This window comes from Marinobacterium lacunae, assembly GCF_000705555.1.
Taxonomy (GTDB): domain Bacteria; phylum Pseudomonadota; class Gammaproteobacteria; order Pseudomonadales; family Balneatricaceae; genus Marinobacterium_D; species Marinobacterium_D lacunae.
Window position 1 is genome coordinate 1 of record NZ_JMQN01000040.1, and the last position, 22981, is coordinate 22981.

Genomic DNA, 22981 nt, shown 5'->3' on the forward strand with positions numbered 1-22981 from the left:
GTCGAGATCTCCATCTCCGTAGGGTAAATGGAAATCTCATCGAGGTCATGGTGCTAATTCAGGGGAAAGGTCAACCGGAGAAAGTACGAGCGCATATCGAGCGCTTCGAAAAGCACATCGAACACTATCTTGCTCGGCTCGACCAAGCCGATGCCGCAGATTTTTACCGGGAAGACGAAGTCACTGTCGCTCAAAAGATTTCATGGATGAAACAGCGCATATCCGAACTAAGGATCATCGAAGATCAAGTCAATCGACACCCAGAAAAGCAGGTCTCAACGACAGACCCAGATTCTCGTCTACTGAAGACTGAAGGTATGACCCGACAGGTGTGTTACAACGTTCAGAGTGCCGTTGATACCAAGCATCATCTCATCGTCGCCCATGAGGTCACAAACACCAATGACCGAGGCCAACTCCCATGGCTGGCCCAATCGGCTCTTGCCAACAATGAAATTACAGTGATTGCCAACAAAGGTTATTACAGCCGCCAAGATATCAAAGAGGCTCAGGATACGGGCGTCAGCGCCCTGGTTCCCAAAGGGGATACTTCCGGGGCAGAGAAAAATGGCATTTTTAATAAATCGCTGTTCTGCTATGAACAGGAGCGGGATCTCTATATCTGCCCGGCGGGCCAGGAACTACAGTAGCGTTTCGAGTCCCTTGAAAAGGGACAGGCTTTGAAAGTGTATTTCAACAGCGCAGCGTGCGGGGACTGCTCGATCTGGGCCAAGTGCACACACTCAAAGAAAGAGCCGCGGAAAATGCGTCACTGGGCCCATGAAGATGAAATGGAGAGCATGAAGCGACGGCTTCAAGCGGCACCTGACACCATGTTGATACGAAAGAGTACCGTTGAGCACCCCTTCGGCACCATCAAGGTCTGGATGGGATCAACCCACTTCCTGACCAGACGATTTAAAAATGTCAGTACAGAGATGGGCGTGCACGTACTCGCGTATAACCTGAAGCGAATGCTCTCCATACTGGGACCGAAAAACTTGTTGATAGCGCTGAAAGAATAGCCGTTTCACCGGCTGTATAAGCGACGGGATGCCTCCAGGTACCATCTAACAGAACAAAGTAGATGCTAGCGGTATGTCATCTGCCGCATGAGACAGCAGCTATCGTGTCACACCGGCACTATCAGTCCCTTGCAGATGTGTTGTTTTCACACAGCCTGTGCGCTTGGTAGACCCTGCCCGATGTGTATTTGGTGACCTCTCTGTCTGATTTGGCAGCATCTGCGATGTTATGACCTACCACTACCTTTAACCGCTATCGAACGTCACTGGCATAGACGCTTGCAAAGGTTCAGTATCGAATGATTCAGGTATGTAAAAAACCATCCGGATCTAAAGTGTGCTCGATCAACTGAAAAAACGTGCGCGGCAACTTAAGTCTGAGACGTTTGCGCTTTACCTCGCCGCGCGCGACCCGAGAACACCCTGGTATACCAAACTGCTGGTGGCCAGTATCGTGGCCTACGCTCTCAGCCCGATTGACCTCATTCCCGACTTTATCCCCGTCATCGGATATGTCGATGATCTCTTCTTGTTACCTTTAGGTATCGCCTTGGCCATAAAACTGATCCCAAGCACGATATTGGAGGAGTGTCGCATGCAGGCACACTCAGCCTTCCAAAATGGAAAGCCTGTCAGCTGGATCGCGGGAGCGGTCGTTGCCATTATATGGCTGGTACTGACAGCCTTTTGCGCCATGTGGATATTTAAGGTGTTGGCGCGCAGCCCGTAAGCCTATCCAACATTTCCGACTCATATAGACAGTTGGACAAACCGCTTCAGGTTATGTCCGCCGCGCAGCCATTGTTGCGGCTTGCCCAAGGATCAACACGCCCGCGCCTCCGATAATGCCGGCAGCGATGCGGTTAAGCCTCACAAGCGTTCCGGATTGTGACATCAGACCCTGTGCCTTATAAGCGAGGATCGCATAGGGTGCGAGGGTCGCAAAGATCACGGTGATCGTGAGCAAGCACAGTGCCGACCATTGCGATAACCCAACAGCCGTCAAATCAAGTACCGTTGGCAGCAGTGCAAGATAGAACACCACGGTTTTCGGGTTGCCTAGTGTGACAGCAAAACCTGCCAGAAACGCCTTCAAGCCCCTACGGTTCTTCACATCATTCACACGGGTCAAACCTGCCTCGCTTGTCCAAAACTTGTAGGCGAGGTAGATGAGGTAGAGCCCACCAAGAACCTTCACGATAAGAAACGCGCCAGCAAAGAGTTGGGCTATCGCCGCGAGGCCTGCCACTGCTAACGAGAGATAAACAAGATCGCCTAAGGCTATCCCGGCCAAAAAGAACATTGATGCGCGCAACCCCGCCCCGAGGGATTGCCCGACCAGTGCAGCGATACCGGGGCCCGGGATGACAGCTGCAATGGATAGAGCGGCGGCATAAGCTAAAAGCGGTGAAATGGCGTCCATGTCAGTAATCTCGTAAGTAGGTCGATGTACATTTGGAATGCAAAAGGCAGTATACAGTTAACAACGCTGGATGATTCAAACGGGAGCCGCTATGAAAGTCATGATTGATCTCTGTGTAATACCGCTTGGCGTGGGTGTGTCGGTATCGGATTACGTCACCGCCTGCCAGCGGGTGCTTGAGGACGCAGGCCTTGAACATCAGATGCATGCCTACGGTACAAACATCGAGGGCGACTGGGATGAGGTGATGGCCGCCGTGAAGCGCTGTCACGAAGTGGTGCATGAGATGGGGGCGCCGCGCATCAGCTCCTCCATGCGCCTGGGTACCCGCACCGATCGGGAACAGAGCATGGACGATAAGATTCAGAGCGTTACAGCCAAGCTGGCCGCTGATTGAGGTATCGCACAATGGCTGTATCATGGCCGGCCCCGACTGATTCGGGCCTTTATGTAACAGCTGCCTTTTTAACCAAGCCGGACAGACGCGATGACTCAACAACAGCCCAACAACCCGCTACACGGTCTCACACTTGAGTCCATCCTGACGCGACTGGTCGAGCACTATGGCTGGGACGGCCTCTACGACAGGATCAATATCAATTGCTTTCACAATGATCCGTCGATCAAGTCGTCACTGAAGTTTCTGCGCAAAACCCAATGGGCAAGAGACAAGGTGGAAGCCTTGTATATCAAGACATTCGCCTGAGTGCCCGTCGGCTTGCGACATTACGCCTTGAGCCGATCCAGCAGTGCCTGACACTTGCCCGCCTGCACCTCCATGCCGGGCAGTGTCTCCAGCGCCTGTTTCATCAACGTGTAGGCATCCACCAGCCGTCCGTAGTCAGGAAACTGTTTGTGCAGGCCGCTGAGCAGTTGCACCGCTGTCTTGGCATCGCCACCACCGAAATACTCGTTGGCCAGATGGTATCGAATGTGCGGATACTCCGGCATGTAGTCCGGCAGCAACGTTTGCAGCCTGCGTGCATCCTTTAGCATGCGAAAGGTCTGCCCGCTCTCCAGCAGGTGGTGAAAGTATCGATCGGCGAGTTTGCGCAGGGTCGGTTTGTTTTCCAGCTTGCACAACACATCGAAGTATCGCTGCCACAGGCGGGTGTTTTTCGGATCACTCGCAACCGCGTGATGCAGAATACTGAACACCCGCGAGTACTCCCCCGCTTTCAGGCAGAGATTCACATGCGCCAGCGCCACACTCGCAGGGGTTGCAGCCCTTAGCAGCTTGTCCTCGGCATCGTGGGACGACAACCCTAAGCGCTCCTGATGCTGGTACAGCAGGTAGCCCATAAGATGAAACTCCACCATCGAGTAGTAGGAGGAGATGGAGGATTGCACGATAGCCGAGAGCGCATGCTGCTCATCACCGATGACGGCACTGAGCAGCGACACCGAGCTCACCATAATGAACAGGAAGATGATCAGCACCCAATAGCGCAGGCCCGTGGCTTTGATCAGGCCGAAAAAGTTAGCGGGATTGAGCGCCTCAACAAGGTTATCGGTCATAGCGAAGCTCATCAGGATGGCCGGCAGCACGACGATCAACGTCATGATCACCAGTATCGCCGCAATCGGGCCCAAAACACCGCCAAGCAGACTAAGACCAATACCGATCAACACGAACATGGCAAACAATCGGATCAGGATACTGAACGAGCCCTCCACCGCCTCACTCAGCGTCGGGGGCTCCATATGCCCCACCGATGTAGCCTTGAGGCAGAGGAAGCTGTAGTTCACGGCCACGCCGCTGCAAAACATCAAGGCGATGAACTGCAACAAGCCGCCAATCGGCAAGATCGACAGCACAGTCGTGATAACGCTCAAGCCGATGATAAAGCCGATAGCATTGCGATTAAGCGGGTAGATAAACGCCTTCTTAAGCCGTTTGGAGAGGGGCTCAACGCTGTCCGCCGGTATCCGGACTCTAAGCAGCCCGCCACACTGAAAGCAGCGCGCCTCACCCTCTACCGAGTGGTCGACACACTGGGTACAGAAATCATCCACACAGGCATCGCAGCGGAAGTTCGGCGATGTATCGGGGTGGTATTTACATGACTCCATTGTGACCATCCTTAGTCAGCTGGCTTGCATACTGCTGGTACTTCTGGGCGTTGCCCTTGTCGCGCAGCTCACCATATCGCGTCGCCAGACGCTGGCACAGCAGCAGAACTTCATTGGGCTTGTACCCGCTCTGGTACAGGTGCTCGGCAATGCTCGCAGCGCCCTTGAGATCATCCAACGTGGTGAAACGGAACGCCAGCTCAAGCTGATCAGCAGCCGGAAGCAGCTCACTGGCCTGCTCTTCCTGCTGCCATACATGGTTAAGATCACCAATCTCCGGCTGCGTGAGCCCTTTCTGCGTCATCAGTGCACAGAAGCTGGGAATGAACGGCTCGCCCCGTTTGATTTTGTCCAGGTTGTATCGAATGCGGGCTAGTAAGTAGTCCACACCCTCACGCTCGATAAGGCTGGCGAGCTGCTTATGGGCATCGTCAAAGCGTAGCAACTCGATCGCGCGGTAGATCTCCGCCAGTGTTTTGTTCCTGTGCGTCAGATCCTGATCCTGTTCGATATAGGCTTCGTTTACGGCGTTTTTGTTGAATAGCATCGCCAGCCCAATCAACACCGCGCCCGCTACAAAACCGCCGGCATGGGCCATGTAGGCCACGTTCGAGCCGTCCATGGAATAGTATTGATAGATCTCCTTGCCGATATACAACGGCAAGATCAGTAGCGCAGGGGCGCGGAAGTAACCGACAAAAAACAGCACCCAGTAGAAAAACTCGATGCGTCTGAGTCGAAAGATCGCCAGATACATCGCCATAACGCCCGAGATTGCGCCCGATGCACCGATCAGCGGGGCATCACTGCCCAATGTAAAGACCACCTGTGTGAGACCGGCCAAAGCGCCACCAATCAGGTAGAAAATCAGAAACCGCAGATGACCGAGCGCCGCTTCTACCGCAAAACCGAACAGCAGCAGAAACAGCATGTTGCCGAAGATATGGGCAAAGCTGCCGTGCAGAAACTGGTGGGTGATTAAAGTGACCGGCGACAGATCGGACGATCGCAGGCCATAGGCAAAGCTGCTGATGGAGTCGAAGGTGTTCTGGATCTCGGGCCGCACCTGTTGCCATCGCTCGTATAGGTCAGGCTCGAAAGCGTACGGTGCCTTGTTGGATATATGGCGGTAATAGCCGGTATCCATCAGCATCTGTTGCGCAATGCTGTACTGATCCCCCGCTTCTCTCGCCTGCTGCAACTCGCTCAGTTCGGCGTCGCGGTCTTCAAGCTCCATATAGCGCTTGAAGATCGGCCATTCATCGTCGATGTAGTGAGACTCGACAAAACCGCCGATCGCCTCCACCGCCTTGCGCTCATCGCCACTTTGATACAACAGGAACACCAGCAGATTCGCGATCAGAATCGCGATCAGCACAATCGGCGCGTTCTTCCATTCAAGCCGCTTCTCGGTGGGGACGATGATCATCGTTTTTAGCCCTTTTAAGTCCTTTTAGTGAGCATCACATCCATTTTTGCCAGCACCATCATGCAATTCCCACACGTTTGGGTCGAGCACTGACGGATACTTTCTTGACTCAGGCAGCGTTAACGCCGTTTAAACCTTACCAATTATGAACCAAGATCACCTGCGCCCAATGGAATGAAAGTTGCTTTGATTGAATTCAAAGCAAGGAATGTTTTCATAGGATATGGGTCATGATTCACAACATCTCATCCGGCACAGCCACAACACCTAGCAAATCCGGGCCCTCCAGAGCCCAGGGCGACAGTTTCCAGCAGTTGCTGGAGAAAGCGACCAGTCAAAGACAACCGGACGAGAACGTCCATCAGCGGCAAGACATTGCCACCGCTCAATCGGGCGACGATCAGAACGGCCAATCGGATACCGTCCAGTACAAGACGATCAACGGTATTGATGTGATTGTGGCGGGACACTCACTCGATAGTGACAAGACCGGAGGCTTAAGCTGGGACATCGACATGTCGGTACTAGCAGATCAGGAGGCACTGGAGCGCCAGCTCGCCGAACACCCTGAGTACAGCCAATACCGGTTAACCCAAATCTCGGTTGAACCGCTGGACGGCCCATTGGAGCGCTTGCGCTCAGTCGGCATGAGTGACGGCCTGTTCACTCTGCCTAGTGATGTATTTGAAAGGTCTATGCATTGGCAACGCACTATCGCAGAGCTTGCGGACCAGCTGGTGATTGAGCGTGAGCTTCAGCAAACCTATGGCGAGAAGGTGAAGCTGGCCTACAGCCAGGCAGAAGGTTCTTACATCATGCTTAAGCCAGGCGATGGTCGCTATGATGAGGTCACGACCGGGCAAGATGCGTTGGATAATCTGCGCGAAACACTCGCCCTCAGCGATACGAGCGAGCAGGACACACGCATGGTGCGCGAAATACTATCCGGCGCAGGTTTCTATCTTTAACCGCATCACTTTGGCCTGACGCACTCTTTTATATCGGCCTCGTTCACGTTCGATATGCTGCCGAGCGCTTCAAACTTTGCATCAGGATTGTTGGATCAATACGCGTCAGTGCATATAAGACCCTACATTGCACGAATTTGTTACTGAAAAAGCCTATTCAACGCCCCTGTTTAAATACTCCTGACCGATAACGTCAAACAGCTTGGCGATTCCTGTCATTGTCGAAATCCCGCCCTGCCCTAGACTTAGATCACCGGAACAACAAAAAACGGACGGCGTCTTCAATCGCCGCCCAACACTGCTACGGAGCCTGACCATGTTGATGGAAGGAAAAACGATTCACGTTGCAGCGGTAGAAGAGGGTTTGTATGAGCTGGTGTTCGCAAACGGTGAGCACAGCGTCAACACTCTGAACCGGGCTACTTTAGCCGAGCTGCAGGAGGCACTATCGGCCCTAAAAGCCGCACCGGATGTCACCGGGCTGCTGATTTCCAGTGCCAAGGAGAGCTTCATTGTCGGTGCCGATATCACCGAATTCATGGGCCTGTTCTCGGCCGGCGAGGCCGCCATCGTTGAGGGGCTTGGACAGATCAACACCCTGTTTACAGGCCTTGAGGAGCTTCCGTTCCCCACCGTAGCCGCAATCAATGGCCTTGCACTTGGCGGTGGCTTCGAGCTCTGCCTCACCTGTGATTACCGTGTCATGGCCCAAGGTGCCAAGGTTGGCTTGCCCGAAGTAAAGCTTGGGATCTATCCCGGCTGGGGCGGCACAGTGCGCCTGCCGCGACTGATCGGTGTGGATAATGCCAACGAGTGGATCTGCGGCGGTGCCGAAAACCGCGCCGACAAGGCATTGAAAGATGGTGCGGTGGATGCGGTTGTCGCCCCCGATCAGCTGCGAGACGCGGCACTGGACCTGCTGCGCCGTTGTGTTGAGAGCCAGTTCGACTACCGTGCCCGCCGAGCCGAAAAACGCAGCCCGATCAAGCTGAACCAGATCGAGATGATGATGGCATTCGAGTCTGCCAAGGGCGTCGTGGGTGCCAAGGCCGGCCCCCATTACCCGGCGCCGCTGGCGGCGATCAAGACGATGCAGAGCCACGCCACCAAAGGGCTCGATGAGGCACTGGCAATAGAATCCAAGGGCTTTGCCAAGCTGGCAACGAATGATGTTACACCGGCGCTGGTCGGGCTATTTCTGAAAGATCAGCAGATCAAGCGCATAAGCAAGAAGTACGAGGGTGACACGGCGCCGGTGAAACAGGCGGCCGTGCTCGGCGCAGGCATTATGGGCGGCGGTATCGCTTACCAGAGCGCATCACGCGGTACGCCGATTCTGATGAAAGATATCAATGAACAGGCGATCCAGCTCGGCCTTGATGAAGCGGCCAAGCTGCTCAACAAGCAGGTTGAACGCGGCAAGATCGATGCACCCAAGATGGCCAAGGCGCTTGGCCATATTCGCCCGACGCTGAGTTACGGTGACTTCGGCGCAGTCGATCTGGTAGTTGAAGCGGTGGTCGAAAATCCGAAGGTGAAGAAAGCAGTACTGGCCGAGGTGGAAGCAACACTGCCAGAGGGTGCGATTCTCGCATCCAACACCTCCACGATCTCGATCACCGAGCTGGCCACGGCGCTGAAAAAGCCAGAAAACTTCTGCGGCATGCACTTTTTCAACCCGGTGCACCGGATGCCGCTGGTCGAGGTTATCCGTGGTGAAAAAACGTCCGACGAAGCAGTGGCACGTACCGTTTCATATGCCAAGGCGCTGGGCAAGACCCCTATCGTGGTCAACGACTGCCCGGGCTTCCTGGTGAACCGCGTGCTCTTCCCCTACTTTGCCGGGTTCTCAGCCCTGCTGCGCGATGGCGCCGACTATCAGCAGATCGACAAGGTGATGGAGGGCTTCGGCTGGCCGATGGGCCCTGCTTATCTGCTTGATGTGGTGGGCATGGATACCGCCTGCCATGCCGATGGTGTGATGGCAGCGGGTTTCCCCGATCGTATGGCGCACGAGGGCGAAACGGCCATCGAGCGGCTGTACAGCCTTAACCGTCTGGGCCAGAAGAACGGCCAGGGCTTCTACCGCTACGAGGTGGACCGCAAGGGCAAGCCCAAAAAGCTGGTGGACGAGGATCTTGCGAAACTGCTCGAGGGTGCAGTAGGCGCACCGCGTGAATTCAGCAATGACGAGATCATCGCACGCATGATGATCCCGCTGTGTATTGAAACCGCCCGTTGCCTTGAAGAGGGCATCATCGGCTCGGCCGCCGAAGCGGATATGGCGCTGGTATACGGCATAGGCTTCCCGCCGTTCCGTGGCGGTGCGCTCTACTACATCGACCAGATGGGGCTGAGCGCGTTCTGCCAGCTTGCCGACCGCTTCAGCGCGTTGGGCAAGCTGTACCAACCCACCGACACCATGCGTGAGATGGCCGCCAACGGCCAGACCTATTTCGGATAAGGAGTGCAGAGCATGAGCCTGAAACCAACAGATGTCGTCATCGTTGATGGCGTACGTACCCCGATGGGGCGCTCGAAAGGCGGCTGCTTCCGTAATGTGCGCGCCGAAGAGCTCTCCGCCGCCACCATACGCGGTCTACTGGCCAGAAACCCGCAACTGGATCCGAATACAATTGAAGACGTAATCTGGGGCTGCGTAAACCAAACCCTCGAACAAGGCTTCAACGTGGCCAGAAACGCATCCCTTCTGGCAGGGCTACCCCACACGGTGGCCGGGCAGACCGTCAACCGCTTATGCGGCTCATCCATGTCGGCGTTGCATACCGCAGCGCAAGCGATTCAGACCGGCAACGGCGATATCTTCATCGTCGGCGGCGTCGAGCATATGGGTCATGTGGCGATGGATCACGGCGTGGATATCAACCCGTCCCTATCCAAACAGGTAGCCAAAGCGTCGATGATGATGGGCCTCACCGCCGAGATGCTCGGCAGAATGAACATGGTCTCCCGCGAGGAGCAGGACGCTTTCGGAGCCCGCTCACATCAATTGGCGCACAAAGCAGCATTGGAAGGCCGCTGGGCCAACGAGATACTCGCCGTCGAAGGACACGACGAACGCGGATTCAAGACACTGGTCGAGAGCGACGAGGTAATCCGCCCGGAAACCACCGTGGAAACCCTCTCCGCACTGAAGCCGGTGTTCGTGCCCAAGGTCGGCACCGTTACCGCCGGTACATCGTCTGCGATATCGGATGGCGCTTCAGCCATGCTGGTGATGTCGGCAGCCCGGGCCAATGAACTGGGGCTCAAGCCACGCGCCCGTATTCTGAGCATGGCGGTCGCTGGCTGTGATCCTTCGATCATGGGATACGGCCCGGTACCCGCCTCGCAGAAGGCACTGCAACGCGCAGGGCTGAGCGTCGCGGATCTGGATGTGGTTGAACTGAACGAAGCATTCGCCGCACAGGCGATCTCGGTGCTCAAGGGGCTTCGCCTGCTTGATGAGCTCGATACCAAAGTGAACCTGAACGGTGGTGCTATCGCGCTTGGTCACCCGCTTGGCTGCTCGGGTACACGTATCTCCACCACGTTGCTGAACGTGATGGAACAGCAAAAAGCCACCTTGGGTCTGGCCACCATGTGCATCGGCATGGGCCAGGGGATCGCCACTGTGTTTGAGCGTTTAAATTAATCCTCTCTGATTTGACTCTCACCCTTTTTAGCCGGGCCCATAAGCCCGGCTTTTTTATTCTGAGCGCCTTTCACGTCATTCGATTTCAATCGCACAAATTGTTGACTTAGCAAACGGTTGATTGGACCATTGTTTAGCACTATCTCAATATAATTGCGCAACCACGTCCTTGGTCAGCGCTTTATGCCGTTCAATGGGGCGGCTGGCCGAGACTGTATCCCTATAAATATAAATACTGAGGATCAGTACCATGGGTAACCAACAACCCTTTAGCCATCGACTCAGCAAAGTGAGTCTAGGCGCATTGCTGATAGCGGGCGCTTCTCAGTCTGCTTATGCCCAACTCTCCTGCAGTAACGTCAATACCGACACACTCGGCATTCCGGGTGTTCGGGTAGAATCCAGTCAACCGGTCGCCGAGAGCGCCAGCCTGCCGGCGCATTGCCAGATCAGAGCGGTCACAGCTGAGCGTGTAGGACAGGACGGGCACGACTATGCCATCCAGTTCGAGATGAACCTGCCCGACCAGTGGAATGGCAGTTTTGTACACCAGTTCAACGGCGGCAATGACGGCGAAGTCAAAGCCGCAACCGGGCCTCTACTAAGCGGAAACACCGACCGCACTGCACTTGGCGAGGGCTATGCTGTGCTCTCCTCCGATGCCGGTCACGATGGATCAACCTATCCCGAGGCGGGACTGGCAGGCGGATCACGCTTTGGGCTCGATCCGGAGGCACGCCTCTACTATGGCTATAAAACTGTTGAGACCCTGACGCCGATCGCTAAGCAGATCATCCATAACTTCTATGATCAGGAGCCTGAGTACTCCTACGGTGTGGGCTGCTCCAATGGTGGGCGTCATGCGATGGTAGCCGCGTCCCGACTGGGCGATGCATATGACGGTTTTCTCGTCGGGGCGCCCGGCTTCAACCTGCCAAAAGCGGCGGTTCAGCACGCGCTCGATGTTCAGCAGCTCAGCGCCATAAATGGCGATGTACGCACCTCGCTGACTGACGAAGACCGTGTGCTCGTCGCATCCGCAGTCATTCAGGCCTGCGATGCGCTTGATGGGCTGGAGGATCAGATGGTATCGGATATCGCGGCCTGTCAGGCCACGTTCGATATCGATAACTACGTATGCGCCGAAGGTCAGTCGGACGCCTGCATAGCACCTGCGAAAGCACAGGCACTCAAGACTATCTATGCTGGCCCCAAAGACCGTAAAGGTAACGCACTGTATAGCGACTGGGCCTGGGATCCGGGTATTGCCGGCGGGAACTGGAAGTTCTGGAAGATATCAAGCGGCATACCGCCCTGGGATAACCTTCCGCTCATCGGTGTGATGGGCTCGTCGTCTCTCGCGCAGATATTTACCACCCCGCCAACCGAGATCGCGGGCGATCCGGCCACACTTAATCAATTTCTGCTCGATTTCGATATCGCCAACGATGGTGACATGATCTATGCACGACGCGGCAAGTTCCATGAGTCAGCCATGTCGTTCATGACGCCGCCTGATGTGGATAACCCCAAGCTGAAGAAATTCAACCGCAGCGGTGGCAAGATGATTATCTTCCACGGGGTATCGGATCCGGTCTTCTCGTATCTGGATACCGAAAACTGGTACAAGCGGCTATCCGACAACTACCACGGCAAAGCGGACCGCTTCGTCAAACTCTATCCGGTTCCGGGCATGAACCACTGCTCAGGCGGCATGACCACCGACGATTTCAACCTGTTTGAGCAACTGGTGAACTGGGTTGAAAATGGCGAAGAGCCCGAGGCTGTAATGGCTAGCCACCGGGCCGGTGCCGAGAAGTTCTCAGGCTGGTCAGAGACGCGCACACGCAAACTCTGCCCCTACCCTCAGACCGCCAAATACACAGGTGGCGATCCTGAAAGCGCCGAGAGTTTCACCTGTGAATAACCGATAATCCGCTAGAGAAAGCCGGGCCTGATGGCCCGGCTTTTTTCGGTGTGTCAGTGGTCTGAATGCAGATCGATGGTATGTGCAGCCCCCCGCTCGAGACGGGCGGCCTCGATGCTCTTGCGCACCAGTGGCGCTATTGTCAGCCCCTGTACCACAATCGAGAAGATCACCACGGTATAGGTGATGACCAGCAGCAGGTTGTGAATATCGGTGCCATTCACCCACACCAAGCCACTGGGGATCGATGCGGCCATGGCCAGCGCCAGACCGCCCCGCAATCCGCCCCAGGTCAGTATTCTGACCGAGTTCACATCGTATCGGCGATAGCGCCTGAATACGCTGAACGGAATAGCGACACTGACCAATCGTGCAAGCAGCACCAGCGGCACAACAAGCAGCCCGATACCGATCTCGGCGAGGGTCACCGGCATACTCACCAGCATCAAGCCGATCAGCAGGAACAGTAAGGCGTTAAGGAAGCTGTCGGTTGCGTGCCAAAAGCTGTTCACATAGTAAGACCCCATCGGATCATCAGGGTTGGCCACCTTGGCGCGGGTGACGTTGCCAATGAAGATTCCGGCCACGACCATCGCCAGTGCGCCGGAGATCTCCATCATGTTGGCCAGCGCATAGCCCGCTGAGGGGATAGTCAGGGTAATCAGCAGGCGAAGGTGCGCGTCATCTTTAGAGTTGCACAGCAGAAAGTGGCCGAATAGCGCCAATACAAAGCCGAACAGGATACCGCCAACGGCATCACTCAGAAATAGCTCGGCCACACCGGACAGAGTCGGATCGGTGCCTGCAAACGCCACGGCAAAGATTGTGGTAAACACCACCAGACCAACACCGTCATTGAACAGCGATTCGCCCTCCACCTGTATGGAGATCCCTTTAGGCGCACGCATCTGCTTGATGATCGCCAGCACCGCTATCGGGTCGGTAGGGCTGATCAGTGCACCGAACAGCAGGCAGTAGATCAGCGGAACCGACCAGCCCAGCGCGGCCAGCAGCCAATACGACAGGTAGCCGACCATAAAGGTCGATGCGAGTGTCGAAAACAGCACCAGCACCGTAATCTCCCAACGCTGCTTTCGCAGCGCATGAAGATCGATCTCGAGGGCACCGGCAAACAGCAGAAACCCCAACATCCCCTTGAGGAGAAGTTGGTTGAAATCCAAAGCGCCAATCACCTCGGTAATACCCTTTGCCGTCTCGTCGTCCAGTAGCTTGACGGCCAGCATCAGCACCAGCGAGATCACTACGGAACCGGTTGTGATCGCGATGGTGGTTTGAAGCCGGAGGATATATTGGTTGGTGAAGGCTATCAGTATGGCAAGCGCCGATAAAAAGCAGAGCAGGTACCACGCGTTCATGGGTCACGTCCTGAGCATCAATTTAAAAACCGGTTCAGCGATAACGCTCCGGTCCGGAATCGACACGTGACCGGCAGACGCATTGACTGAGCACGTTCGCCGGACGGCGAAACGTATTGAAATCGGGGGTATGCGCTGTGATGAGATGTTGCCCTGAGCAGGCTTCAGCGCATTCATTTGATGGGCGTCAATGTTATCACGAAGGCCCCTATTCCTGAGTCGCGCACTCGGACTAATCAGGCAACAGAGAGTCTCGGAATTCGACCATGTCGGTCAGGGGCGGTTGGCATGATTACCGCCCCGGCAGGGTTAACGCAGTTGGCTGTCTTTGCTGCCTCGCCGGTTGTAGAGCGCATCCGATCTCTCGGTCTGCTCCAGCGCCGACTGACACTTGATGCACAGCCGAACGCCGGGAATCGCCACTCGACGCTTTTCCGGAATCGGGGCATCGCACTCTTCGCAATGGGTCAGACTCTCGCCCTTGGGTATACGACTTTGCGCGCGCTGAACCGCCGACTCTACCGTCGCATCAATCTGATCCTGTACGGCGCCATCTTGCGCCCAGCCACTTGCCATCTAGCAACCTCACGTAACCGCATTACCCTTTAACTTTACGCCTGATTGGCTATATGACATAGCCGTGAATGCGACATTCAAGGTTGCTCTTTACGCACAGCACTCAGCTCTGTGTTACCGCGTTCTTGTAAGGCGCGCGGACCGGGTTGAGCAGACAGGTCAGCGCCGGCAGCAAAATGAGCGCGCCGAGCATGTTCCACAGGAACATGAAGGTAAGCAGCAGCCCCATATCGGCCTGGAACCGTATCGGTGAAAACACCCAGAGCACGACGCCAATGGCCAGCGTCAGTCCGGTAAACGCCACCGATTTCCCCGTGCTGCGCAGAGTTTCGAAATAGGCCTGCGGCAGCGCCATCCCCTGCTTGAGGAAGGTGTTCAGCCGGGAATAGATATAGATACCGTAATCCACCCCTATACCGACACCGAGCGCAATCACCGGCAGTGTTGCGACCTTCACGCCGATGGAGAGTTGCGCCATCAGCGCCTGACACAGCAAAGAGGTCAGCGCCAGCGGCGTGATAATGCAGATGACGGTTCTGATCGAGCGGAACGTCAGCAGACACAGCAGGCTGACGACGCCATACACCCAGATCAGCATCTTGTACTGGGCATCGGCGATCACTTCGTTGGTCGCCGCCTCAAACCCGGCATTACCCGCCGCCATCAGGAACTGAACGTCATCGCTGCTGTAGTCGCTCGCAAAGCGCTCCACCGCCGATGCCAGACGTGTCAGCGTTTCGGCGCGATGATCCTCAAGGAACACGATCACCGGCATCAACGAGCAGTCATCATTCATCAGTCCCTGAGGGATATAGCGCAGCGATGAGTTGATCACATACTGATTGCGGCTGACGCTGCGCCACTTGGGGTTGCCTTCGTTAAGCCCTGCGGTAACCCGCTCGGCCACATCCACCAGCGACACGCTGCTCTGCACACCCGCTACATTGCCAAGGTAATACTGAAAACGATCCACCCGCTGAAGCGTCTCAAAGCTGCTGCACTGCTCGGCGGGCGTTTTCACCATCACCACAAATACATCGCTGGAGTTGGCATAGTGAGCGGTGATGTAGGCGTTATCCAGATTGTAACGGGAGTTTGCGCGCAGCTCGGGCGCGCCGGCGCTGAGATCGCCTATCTTCAGCGACTGCCCCGCCTGAACGCCAACTAGCGCCAGCCCCACGGCACAGGCGACGGCGACTAGCGCTCCCCGCGGGCGTGCAAAGCGCGTCAGTGCACGCCAGATGACTGCACTGTGCTCCTTGCCGTGCCTGGCCTTGTGAATCGCGCGCTTACCAACGCCGGTCCATGAGATCAACAGCGGCAGCAGAAACAGGTTGGTCAGTACGATGACCATCACGCCGAGCGCGGCCGCCACGGCGAGATCGCGAATCACCTGAATATCGATCACCATCAGGGTGACAAACCCCAGACCGTCCGACAGCAATGCGGTCACCCCGGCGATATAGATCGAGCGAAAGGCGTTGCGCGCCGCGGTGAATTTGCACGCACCGGCGGCAGCCTCCAGACGCACGGTATTGATGATCTGCACGCCATGACTCACCGCAATGGCAAACACCAGAAACGGCACCAGCATGGAGTACGGGTCAAGCCCGTAGCCCAGCAATCGCAGTAGACCCAGCTGCCAGATCACAGCCATCACCGAGCACAGCAGCGGAATCAGTGTGCCGGTGAGACTGTGTGAATAGAGATAGAGCAGCACCAGCGTTACCAACAGCGCAATACCAAAGAACAGCGCGACCTGCACCGCGCCGTCGATCAGATCGCCCACCACCTTGGCAAACCCGGTGATATGGATCTCGATTTTGTCGGAGCTGTACTTGTCGCGCACCAGCGCCTCAAGCTGCTCAGAGAAGTGCTGATAGTCGAGCCTGTTGCCGGTTTCCGGATCACGGTCCAGCAGCGGCACCTGTATCAGTGCCGAGCCGAAGTCGTTGGCCACCAGGCGTCCAAGCTGCCCCGAGCGCAGGATGTTAACCCTTAACGCTTCCAGCGACTGCGCCGAGCCGTCGTAGCCATCGGGAATCACCGGCCCACCGACAAAGCCCTCTTCGGTGACTTCGGTCCAGCGTACATTGGGCGTCCAGATCGACTGCAAGGCCGAGCGATCCACGCCGGAGATGAAAAACAGCTCGTCGGTCACCTCTTTGAGCGTCTGCTGGAAACGTTTATCCAGAATATCGCCCTCAGTGGGTGCCACGACAACTCGGATGCTGTTGCCAAGCCCGGCCAGATCATCCCGGTACTCCAGATAGTTCTGCACCCATGGGTGAGAGCTCGGGATCATTTTCACAAAGCTGGCATCGGGACGAATCTGCACCGCCTGCCAGCCCAGAAACAGCGTGACCAGCAGAAAGACACAGGCAACAGGCAATCGGTAGCCGAACAGCAGGGTTTCAAGTAACCGCTCGCTCGCCTTGATCGGCGCCAGCAGTGCGCTGTCGAGACGGCTCATTGCACACCTCCTGACAGTTCCACCTTGCTGACACCGCCCTCACCCACCAGCCAAAGACGATTGTCGAGCGCAACGCCCGCCGTGAACCCACGCCGTTGTGGCAACTTAATCCGCTCGAACTCATCCTGAGTGCGCGCCAGCAGCAGCCCACCCTGCCCTAAAACATACAGGGCATCGGGCGATGCGATTGCGCCGTTCAGTGTACCGTCTACATTCGTGTGCTCCGCCTGCCAGCTCACCCCGTCGCGAGAGCTGAAAAGATGCCCACGCAAGCCCATAAGGTAGACCTTGTCTCGTTCACTCAGGCCAAACAGAGAACCGGCGTAGGGCGACTGCGACGGCTGCCAGTGCTGCCCGTTGTCGTCGCTGTACACCAAAAACCCCGCCTCACCGGCAATCAGCAGGCGTCCTGTGCGGGTTATCAGTACCGCATTGAGGTGAAGCCGGTCGGGGTTGGGTAAGCGGTAGCCGATACTGCTCCACTGCTCGCCGCCGTTTTTTGTCTCAAACAGTGCGCCATAGGCACCCAGTGCAAAGCCGTGCCTATCATCAATGAACAGCACATCGAGCAGCACCGGCATCGCCTGATCGTCCAGGGCAAACTGCACATCATCAAGGCGATACTGCCACTCATCAAGCGCTTGCGCCGACGCGTCCGCCGGAGGGTTGTCGATCAGTTGCTGAAGGTCATCTCGCTGCTGCGCCACCAGCGCCATACCGGCGCGCTGAACCTGCCATGTTTCCCCGCCATCGGCGGTGTGCAAAATCGTGCCGTCATGCCCTACGGCCCAGCCCTGCCGGGCATCGGCAAAACTCAGTGCGGTCAGCAGTACCGACACTGGCGACTGAGCGTGCTGCCAGCTGCTGCCCCGATCATCGGAATACAGGATGACGCCCTGCTCTCCCGCCGTCACCAGACGCTCTGTGCCTGGTGGAATCTGTATATCCAGCAGCAACCCCGAAGTGGCATTGGATGAGACCAGGGCAGGTGCATCGAGTCGGTCGAACGACGTGGCGCTGGCCGGACTGGCCAACAGGGCCAGACAGAGCCATACGAAATAAAGCGAGGGCTGTTTAGGCATGAAATCCCCGGTTCTTATCATCATTATCGGGAGAGCTTACCAGCGGTGTGGATCAGCTTGTTACACCGTGCCCGAACGTGCATCGCAAGGGCCTGGCCAGCATCGCCAGCCAAGCCCGAAACAGCAATGGCAAAACGACGCTCAGTCACTGACATTTTCCGTCACCCACGCAGAAAACCCCAGCCTACCGCTCATCGGCTGTGCATCAGTTGCTGCTGGTAGGCGTCACTGCGCCGGTATTCACCCGGCGTCATCCCTGTCCAGCGTTTAAACGAGCGGAAAAACGCCGAGGGCTCGTCAAACCCCATCAGTTCAGCCACATCGTTAATCGACAGCTGAGGCGAGCTCATGTAGTGCAGCGCGGCGGCGCGGCGGCACTCATCCTTGATCGCCTGATACGAGGTGTCTTCATCAAGCAAACGACGACGCAGGGTGGATACCGACAGGTTGAGCGCCTTGGCCACCTCTTCGGCACCGGGTAGCTCGCGGCTGAAATCCTTGCCGATTAGCGCCACCACCTGCGACTTCAGTGACGGATCGTCATTGACCATCGCAATCAGCTGAAACGGTGCAGTCTTGACGAAGTTGCGCAAGCTCTCCTCGGTCTGCACCAGCGGTTGATCGAGGTAACGCGCCGGAAACACAAACGCATTCTCGTGCTGTTCGAACTTCAGTTCAGACTGGAAAAGCTTGTGGTACACCTCAAGATCGGCCGGTTGCGCAAAGGTGAAGTAAGCGGCTTTCAGTTCAATGCGTGTGCCCAACAGCCAGCTGATAAAGTGATGCCACATGGACAGCGAGGTGCGAATGCGTTCCGGCGGTTCATTGGCAAGAAAACTGTCGAAATCGAAATCGGCATTATCAATGGCAGAAAAGGTCACCTTGGCATAGCGACCCTTGCGCACCAGTACCGGTTTGATCTCCGCTCCGCGGCAGATCTCGTGAAAGGCGCTGGCCCGATAGATCGCTTTCTCCAGCGTTTTGCAGTGGATGATGGCGTGGCACATCATGCGAAAGGTGCCGTTGGGCACTTTGCCGCCGGCCAACATGCCGAAATACTCATCCTGAGCGATATACATGACGCGCTGGTATAGCGCCCCAAAGCGCTCGGCACTGAACTCGGTTTGCGCTTCTATCTCTTTTGGGTCTATACCCACCGCCTGCAGCAGCTCCCCGGTATCAAAGCCCTGCGCCTGCGCCTGCTGCAACAGATTGCGTACATAGCCAGTCGGCACCGTTACAGTACGATTCATCTCACTTGCCACCGTCTTTATCGTTATTTTTCTTTCAATTTAATTCAGTCGGATCGCTTTTGTCAGTCAATCTGCACATGAATGTCATTGTGAAGCACTGAACGGATCAGGAATATGATCATTAGCTGGGACTATGCGCAAACCTGCAATCGGGATAAAAACATAACATTATCTGATGGTTAGATAACCGATACTGCGCACAACCCCACCAAGCTTATAAAAATAACAATCCCTGGTGAACGAAAATGGAAACAAAAAACGGCATTCACACGCCGCAAGGCCGCAGACCTTTTCTTGTTCCACCCACAACACTGGCATTATTGATCAGTGCCGCCCTTGCCCCAACAGCGCAGGCGGTCCAGTTCAACTTAGGCGATATAGAGGGTCGGTTCGACTCTCAACTGTCGGTGGGTGCCAGTTGGCGGCTGAGTGATCAGGACGCTGACCTGATATCGGTGCCCAATGGCGGTCGCAGCAACGGCTCGGGCAGTTACGACGACGGCGACCTGAACTTCGAGCAGGGCGATATCTTCTCGCGCACCTTCAAAGGTGTTCACGAACTGGACCTGCGCCGTGACAACATCGGCCTGTTCATGCGCGGCAAGTACTGGTTCGATTTCGCGCTTGAAGATGACGACCACCCGCACGGCAACACCGCTAACGGCTACGCGCCGAATAGCGAACTGAGCGACTCAGGCTTTAACGATTACGCCCGCTTCACCGGTGCCGAGCTGCTCGATGCCTACCTTTACGGCAGTTTCGACCTTGGCTCAGAAGACCAGTACCCGCTCGATGTGAGACTCGGGCGCCAGGTGGTCAACTGGGGCGAAAGCGCCTTCATTCAGGGCGGGCTCAACAGCATCAGCCCGCTTGATGTCAGTGCAATCCGTCGACCCGGCGCCGAGATCAAGGATGCCCTGCTGCCGACCAACCAGCTATTTGCATCCCTGGGGCTCACCTACAACCTCAGTGTCGAGGGTTTTTACCAGCTATCCTGGGAGCCTACGGCCATCGACGGATGCGGCACTTACTTCTCGACCAATGACTTTGCCGCTCAGGGGTGTAACGGTATCCGTGTGCCCTTAGGGCTCACCGATGAGCAGTATTTCAATACCGCCTTTACCGGCATGGCCCTTGGGTTCGACCCGGTGGTGTACCGTAACGAGGATGGTTACCGTCCGGCCGATGATGACGGTCAGTTCGGTGTCGCGCTGCGCTACTTTGCCGAAAACCTCAACAGCACCGAGTTCGGTTTTTACCTGACCCGCTACCACAGCCGCCTGCCGATCAGCAGTGGCGTCAACACGCCGGTTTCGGCATCCGACCTCAGTGCCATCGGCACTGCGGCTGCAACCCAGTACATCATCGACAATGCGGCCAACCCGCTGGCTCCGACACCCGCCGAGCTGGCAGCGGCTCAATCCGCGGGCGTTTCGGCTGCCACCGCTGCCGGAACCGCGGCCGTGTTCAAGAGCACCTATTTCAGCGAGTATCCCGAGGATATCGCGATGCTCGGGTTAAGCTTTAATACCAACTTGGGCGATGTTGCCTGGTCCGGTGAGGTCTCCTTTAAGCATGACCAGCCAATACAGATCAACGGCCCGTTGCTGGTCACCGCTATCCTGACCCAATTCTCCGGGGGCAGCGGCAACAGTGCGGCCGACCAGCGTGTTGCCGATGCGGGCCCCGGCGGCACCGTCAGCGGCTATGACCGCTTCGACGTTACCCAGGTACAAACCAGCTTCGTCAAATTCTACGACCGCGTGCTCGGCGCCAGCCGTCTGGCGCTGATCGGCGAGCTGGGGTGGACCCATGTTCACGGTCTGGATGAAGGCAAAAACGCCCTCAAATACGGTCGTCCTGGTGCTTACGGCTACACCGCAGGCGATGACGAAGGGTTCGTCACAGCCGATTCATTCGGTTATGTTGCGCGCGCCGCGCTTACCTATCCCAACGCGCTGGCCGGTTTTAACCTGACGCCACAGGTCAGCTTGAAACATGGTCTCAAGGGTTATGGGCCGGAGCCCGGTTCACCTTTCCGCGAGGGCGAGAAGGCACTGGGTCTGACACTCACGGCCGATTACCTGAACCGCTACCAGTTCCAGGCCGGTTACACCACCTACTTCGGCGGCGACTACAACGCACTGGCCGATCGCGATTACTTCTCACTCAGCGCATCTGTCTCATTCTGAGCGTACGGAGCAGGAGACCCAACATGACGACACACACCCTTCAAGGCAAGATGAAACGTCCGGCGATTAGCCTTGCGCTCTCGCTCTCGATCCTCTCCGGCGCCAGCTTCGCTGCGGTTTCCGATCAACAGGCGGCGGCACTGGGCAAGGAGCTCACCCCGCTTGGCGCTGAGCGAGCCGGTAACAGCGACGGCACCATCCCCGAGTGGACAGGTGGTCTTGGCCAAAGCGATGACCGATACACCGATCCCTTTGCCAACGAAGCGCCGCTGTTTACCATTACCGCAGCTAATGTCGAGCAGTATGCCGACAAGCTCAGCCCCGGACAGATCGCCATGATCAAGCGCTATCCGGACAGCTTCCGTATACCGGTCTATCCCACGCACCGCACCGCGGCATACCCCGAGCAGCTCTACGATCTGGTGAAATGGAACGCAACCCATACGGAGCTGACCGAGAATGGCAACGGACTGACCACCTTCCGAGAAGCCGTGCCCTTCCCGATTCCGCAAAATGCGCTGGAGGTGATCTGGAACCACTTGACCCGCTATAGAGGCGGTGCCTTCGAGCGCACATTCGTGCAGGTACCGGTTCAAGCCAATGGTGACTTCACGCCGGTCAAGATCAATGAAAGGGTGAGCTGGCCGGAATACCTTAAAGACAGCCCGGACAACGGCCAAACCTCGAACATACTGTCGTTCTTCGTTCAGGAAGTGCTTGCACCGGCCCGACTGACCGGCGATGTACTGCTGATTCACGAAACACTCAATCAGGTCACCCAGCCACGACAGGCCTGGACCTACAATACCGGACAGCGCCGCGTACGGCGTGCACCGCAGATCGCCTACGATGCGCCGGGTACCGCCTCTGACGGACTGCGTACCACCGATAATCTGGATCTGTTTAACGGTGCGCCGGATCGCTACGAGTGGAAGCTGGTCGGCAAACGGGAGCTCTATATCCCATACAACAGCTTCAAACTCGCAAGCCGCGACCTGAGCTACAACCAGATACTCACCCGCGGACACATCAACCCCGACTACACCCGCTATGAACTGCATCGCGTCTGGCAGGTGGAAGCCACCCTCAAACCCGGCGAGCGCCACGTGTACAGCAAACGCGTGTTCTTTATCGATGAGGACAGCTGGCAGATCGCCATTGCCGATCACTACGACGGCCGCGGAGAGCTGTGGCGTGTTGCCGAAGCGCACGCCTTCCCCTACCGCGATGCGCAGGTGCCCTGGCTTACCGCAGAGACACTGTACGATCTTCAATCAGGTCGCTATCTCGTCGGCAGCCTAACCAATGAAGAGGGTAAGGGGTTCGACTTCACCCAACGTTTCGACTACAAGGATTTCACCCCGCAGGCGATCAGGCGTTTGGGCCGCTAATACCGTCACCGTGCAGGCGGCCCGCTGTGGCCGCCCGCTTACCACTAAATCTGTCCCCTTTCTGAAACAACACCATTCATCTGTCATCCCTGCCTTGGTATGCTTGAGCGAATTTGGGCTCAATCGGCACGCACGTCG

The 22981-nt window shown here is 56.7% G+C and carries 17 protein-coding genes and 1 pseudogene; 10 read left to right on the top strand and 8 right to left on the bottom strand.

Annotated elements, in window-relative coordinates:
• Positions 1-74: 74 nt before the first annotated feature.
• Positions 75-1025: pseudogene (locus ADIMK_RS12590) on the top strand (transposase); the annotation flags it as partial.
• Positions 1026-1362: 337 nt separating this feature from the next.
• Positions 1363-1755, top strand: coding sequence for a YkvA family protein (locus tag ADIMK_RS12595; RefSeq protein ID WP_036188703.1), 393 nt, complete (start codon positions 1363-1365; stop codon positions 1753-1755).
• Between the two features lie 51 nt (positions 1756-1806).
• Here the strand turns inward: ADIMK_RS12595 and ADIMK_RS12600 are convergent, their stop codons facing one another.
• On the bottom strand, positions 1807-2448 hold the full coding sequence (locus tag ADIMK_RS12600; RefSeq protein ID WP_036188705.1) for a LysE family translocator: 642 nt from the start codon (positions 2446-2448) through the stop codon (positions 1807-1809).
• A gap of 91 nt (positions 2449-2539) precedes the next feature.
• Here ADIMK_RS12600 and ADIMK_RS12605 point away from each other — a divergent pair, with 91 nt between their 5' ends.
• Both ADIMK_RS12605 and ADIMK_RS12610 read left to right on the top strand, forming a co-directional pair.
• The gene (locus ADIMK_RS12605) at positions 2540-2845 is read left to right on the top strand and encodes an MTH1187 family thiamine-binding protein (RefSeq protein ID WP_036188707.1); all 306 of its coding nucleotides are present in this window, start codon (positions 2540-2542) and stop codon (positions 2843-2845) included.
• Between the two features lie 90 nt (positions 2846-2935).
• On the top strand, positions 2936-3154 hold the full coding sequence (locus ADIMK_RS12610) for a VF530 family protein (protein WP_036188709.1): 219 nt from the start codon (positions 2936-2938) through the stop codon (positions 3152-3154).
• 20 nt (positions 3155-3174) lie between these two features.
• Here ADIMK_RS12610 and ADIMK_RS12615 read toward each other — a convergent pair whose 3' ends face one another.
• Positions 3175-4521 (bottom strand): hypothetical protein, encoded by a 1347-nt coding sequence (locus ADIMK_RS12615; RefSeq protein ID WP_036188711.1) that lies wholly within the window; start codon positions 4519-4521, stop codon positions 3175-3177.
• The gene (locus ADIMK_RS21395) at positions 4508-5950 is read right to left on the bottom strand and encodes a rhomboid family intramembrane serine protease (RefSeq protein WP_051692917.1); all 1443 of its coding nucleotides are present in this window, start codon (positions 5948-5950) and stop codon (positions 4508-4510) included. The genes ADIMK_RS12615 and ADIMK_RS21395 overlap by 14 nt, the downstream gene beginning before the upstream one ends.
• 230 nt (positions 5951-6180) lie before the next feature.
• Between ADIMK_RS21395 and ADIMK_RS12625 the strand changes: the two genes are divergently transcribed.
• From ADIMK_RS12625 to ADIMK_RS12640, 4 genes are all read left to right on the top strand, one after another.
• Positions 6181-6918 carry a hypothetical protein gene (locus tag ADIMK_RS12625; protein WP_036188713.1) on the top strand — a complete coding sequence of 246 codons (738 nt, stop codon included), beginning with the start codon at positions 6181-6183 and terminating at the stop codon, positions 6916-6918.
• Positions 6919-7234: 316 nt separating this feature from the next.
• The gene (gene fadB, locus ADIMK_RS12630; protein ID WP_036188715.1) at positions 7235-9382 is read left to right on the top strand and encodes a fatty acid oxidation complex subunit alpha FadB; all 2148 of its coding nucleotides are present in this window, start codon (positions 7235-7237) and stop codon (positions 9380-9382) included.
• 12 nt (positions 9383-9394) lie between these two features.
• Positions 9395-10573 (top strand): acetyl-CoA C-acyltransferase FadA, encoded by a 1179-nt coding sequence (fadA, locus tag ADIMK_RS12635; protein WP_036188716.1) that lies wholly within the window; start codon positions 9395-9397, stop codon positions 10571-10573.
• 250 nt (positions 10574-10823) lie between these two features.
• Positions 10824-12500 (top strand): tannase/feruloyl esterase family alpha/beta hydrolase, encoded by a 1677-nt coding sequence (locus tag ADIMK_RS12640; protein ID WP_051692918.1) that lies wholly within the window; start codon positions 10824-10826, stop codon positions 12498-12500.
• Positions 12501-12553: 53 nt separating this feature from the next.
• On the opposite strand, the gene ADIMK_RS12645 is transcribed toward ADIMK_RS12640, so the two are convergent.
• The 5 genes from ADIMK_RS12645 to ADIMK_RS12665 all read right to left on the bottom strand — a co-directional run bounded on the left by ADIMK_RS12645 (position 12554) and on the right by ADIMK_RS12665 (position 19260).
• On the bottom strand, positions 12554-13876 hold the full coding sequence (locus ADIMK_RS12645) for a cation:proton antiporter (RefSeq protein WP_051692919.1): 1323 nt from the start codon (positions 13874-13876) through the stop codon (positions 12554-12556).
• Between the two features lie 309 nt (positions 13877-14185).
• On the bottom strand, positions 14186-14452 hold the full coding sequence (locus tag ADIMK_RS12650; RefSeq protein ID WP_036188717.1) for a DksA/TraR family C4-type zinc finger protein: 267 nt from the start codon (positions 14450-14452) through the stop codon (positions 14186-14188).
• 103 nt (positions 14453-14555) lie between these two features.
• Positions 14556-16925: an efflux RND transporter permease subunit gene (locus ADIMK_RS12655; RefSeq protein WP_051692920.1), complete on the bottom strand. Its 2370-nt coding sequence runs from the start codon at positions 16923-16925 to the stop codon at positions 14556-14558.
• On the bottom strand, positions 16922-18007 hold the full coding sequence (locus ADIMK_RS12660) for a WD40/YVTN/BNR-like repeat-containing protein (RefSeq protein WP_036188718.1): 1086 nt from the start codon (positions 18005-18007) through the stop codon (positions 16922-16924). Before ADIMK_RS12660 ends, ADIMK_RS12655 begins: the two co-directional genes overlap by 4 nt.
• A 191-nt stretch (positions 18008-18198) precedes the next feature.
• Positions 18199-19260 carry an AraC family transcriptional regulator gene (locus tag ADIMK_RS12665; protein WP_036188720.1) on the bottom strand — a complete coding sequence of 354 codons (1062 nt, stop codon included), beginning with the start codon at positions 19258-19260 and terminating at the stop codon, positions 18199-18201.
• Between the two features lie 245 nt (positions 19261-19505).
• On the opposite strand from ADIMK_RS12665, the gene ADIMK_RS12670 reads away from it, so the two are divergent.
• Together ADIMK_RS12670 and ADIMK_RS12675 are read left to right on the top strand one after the other, a co-directional pair.
• Positions 19506-21452 (top strand): DUF1302 domain-containing protein, encoded by a 1947-nt coding sequence (locus ADIMK_RS12670; protein ID WP_051692921.1) that lies wholly within the window; start codon positions 19506-19508, stop codon positions 21450-21452.
• A gap of 23 nt (positions 21453-21475) precedes the next feature.
• Positions 21476-22843 (top strand): DUF1329 domain-containing protein, encoded by a 1368-nt coding sequence (locus ADIMK_RS12675; RefSeq protein WP_081849781.1) that lies wholly within the window; start codon positions 21476-21478, stop codon positions 22841-22843.
• The last annotated feature ends 138 nt before the right edge of the window (positions 22844-22981 follow it).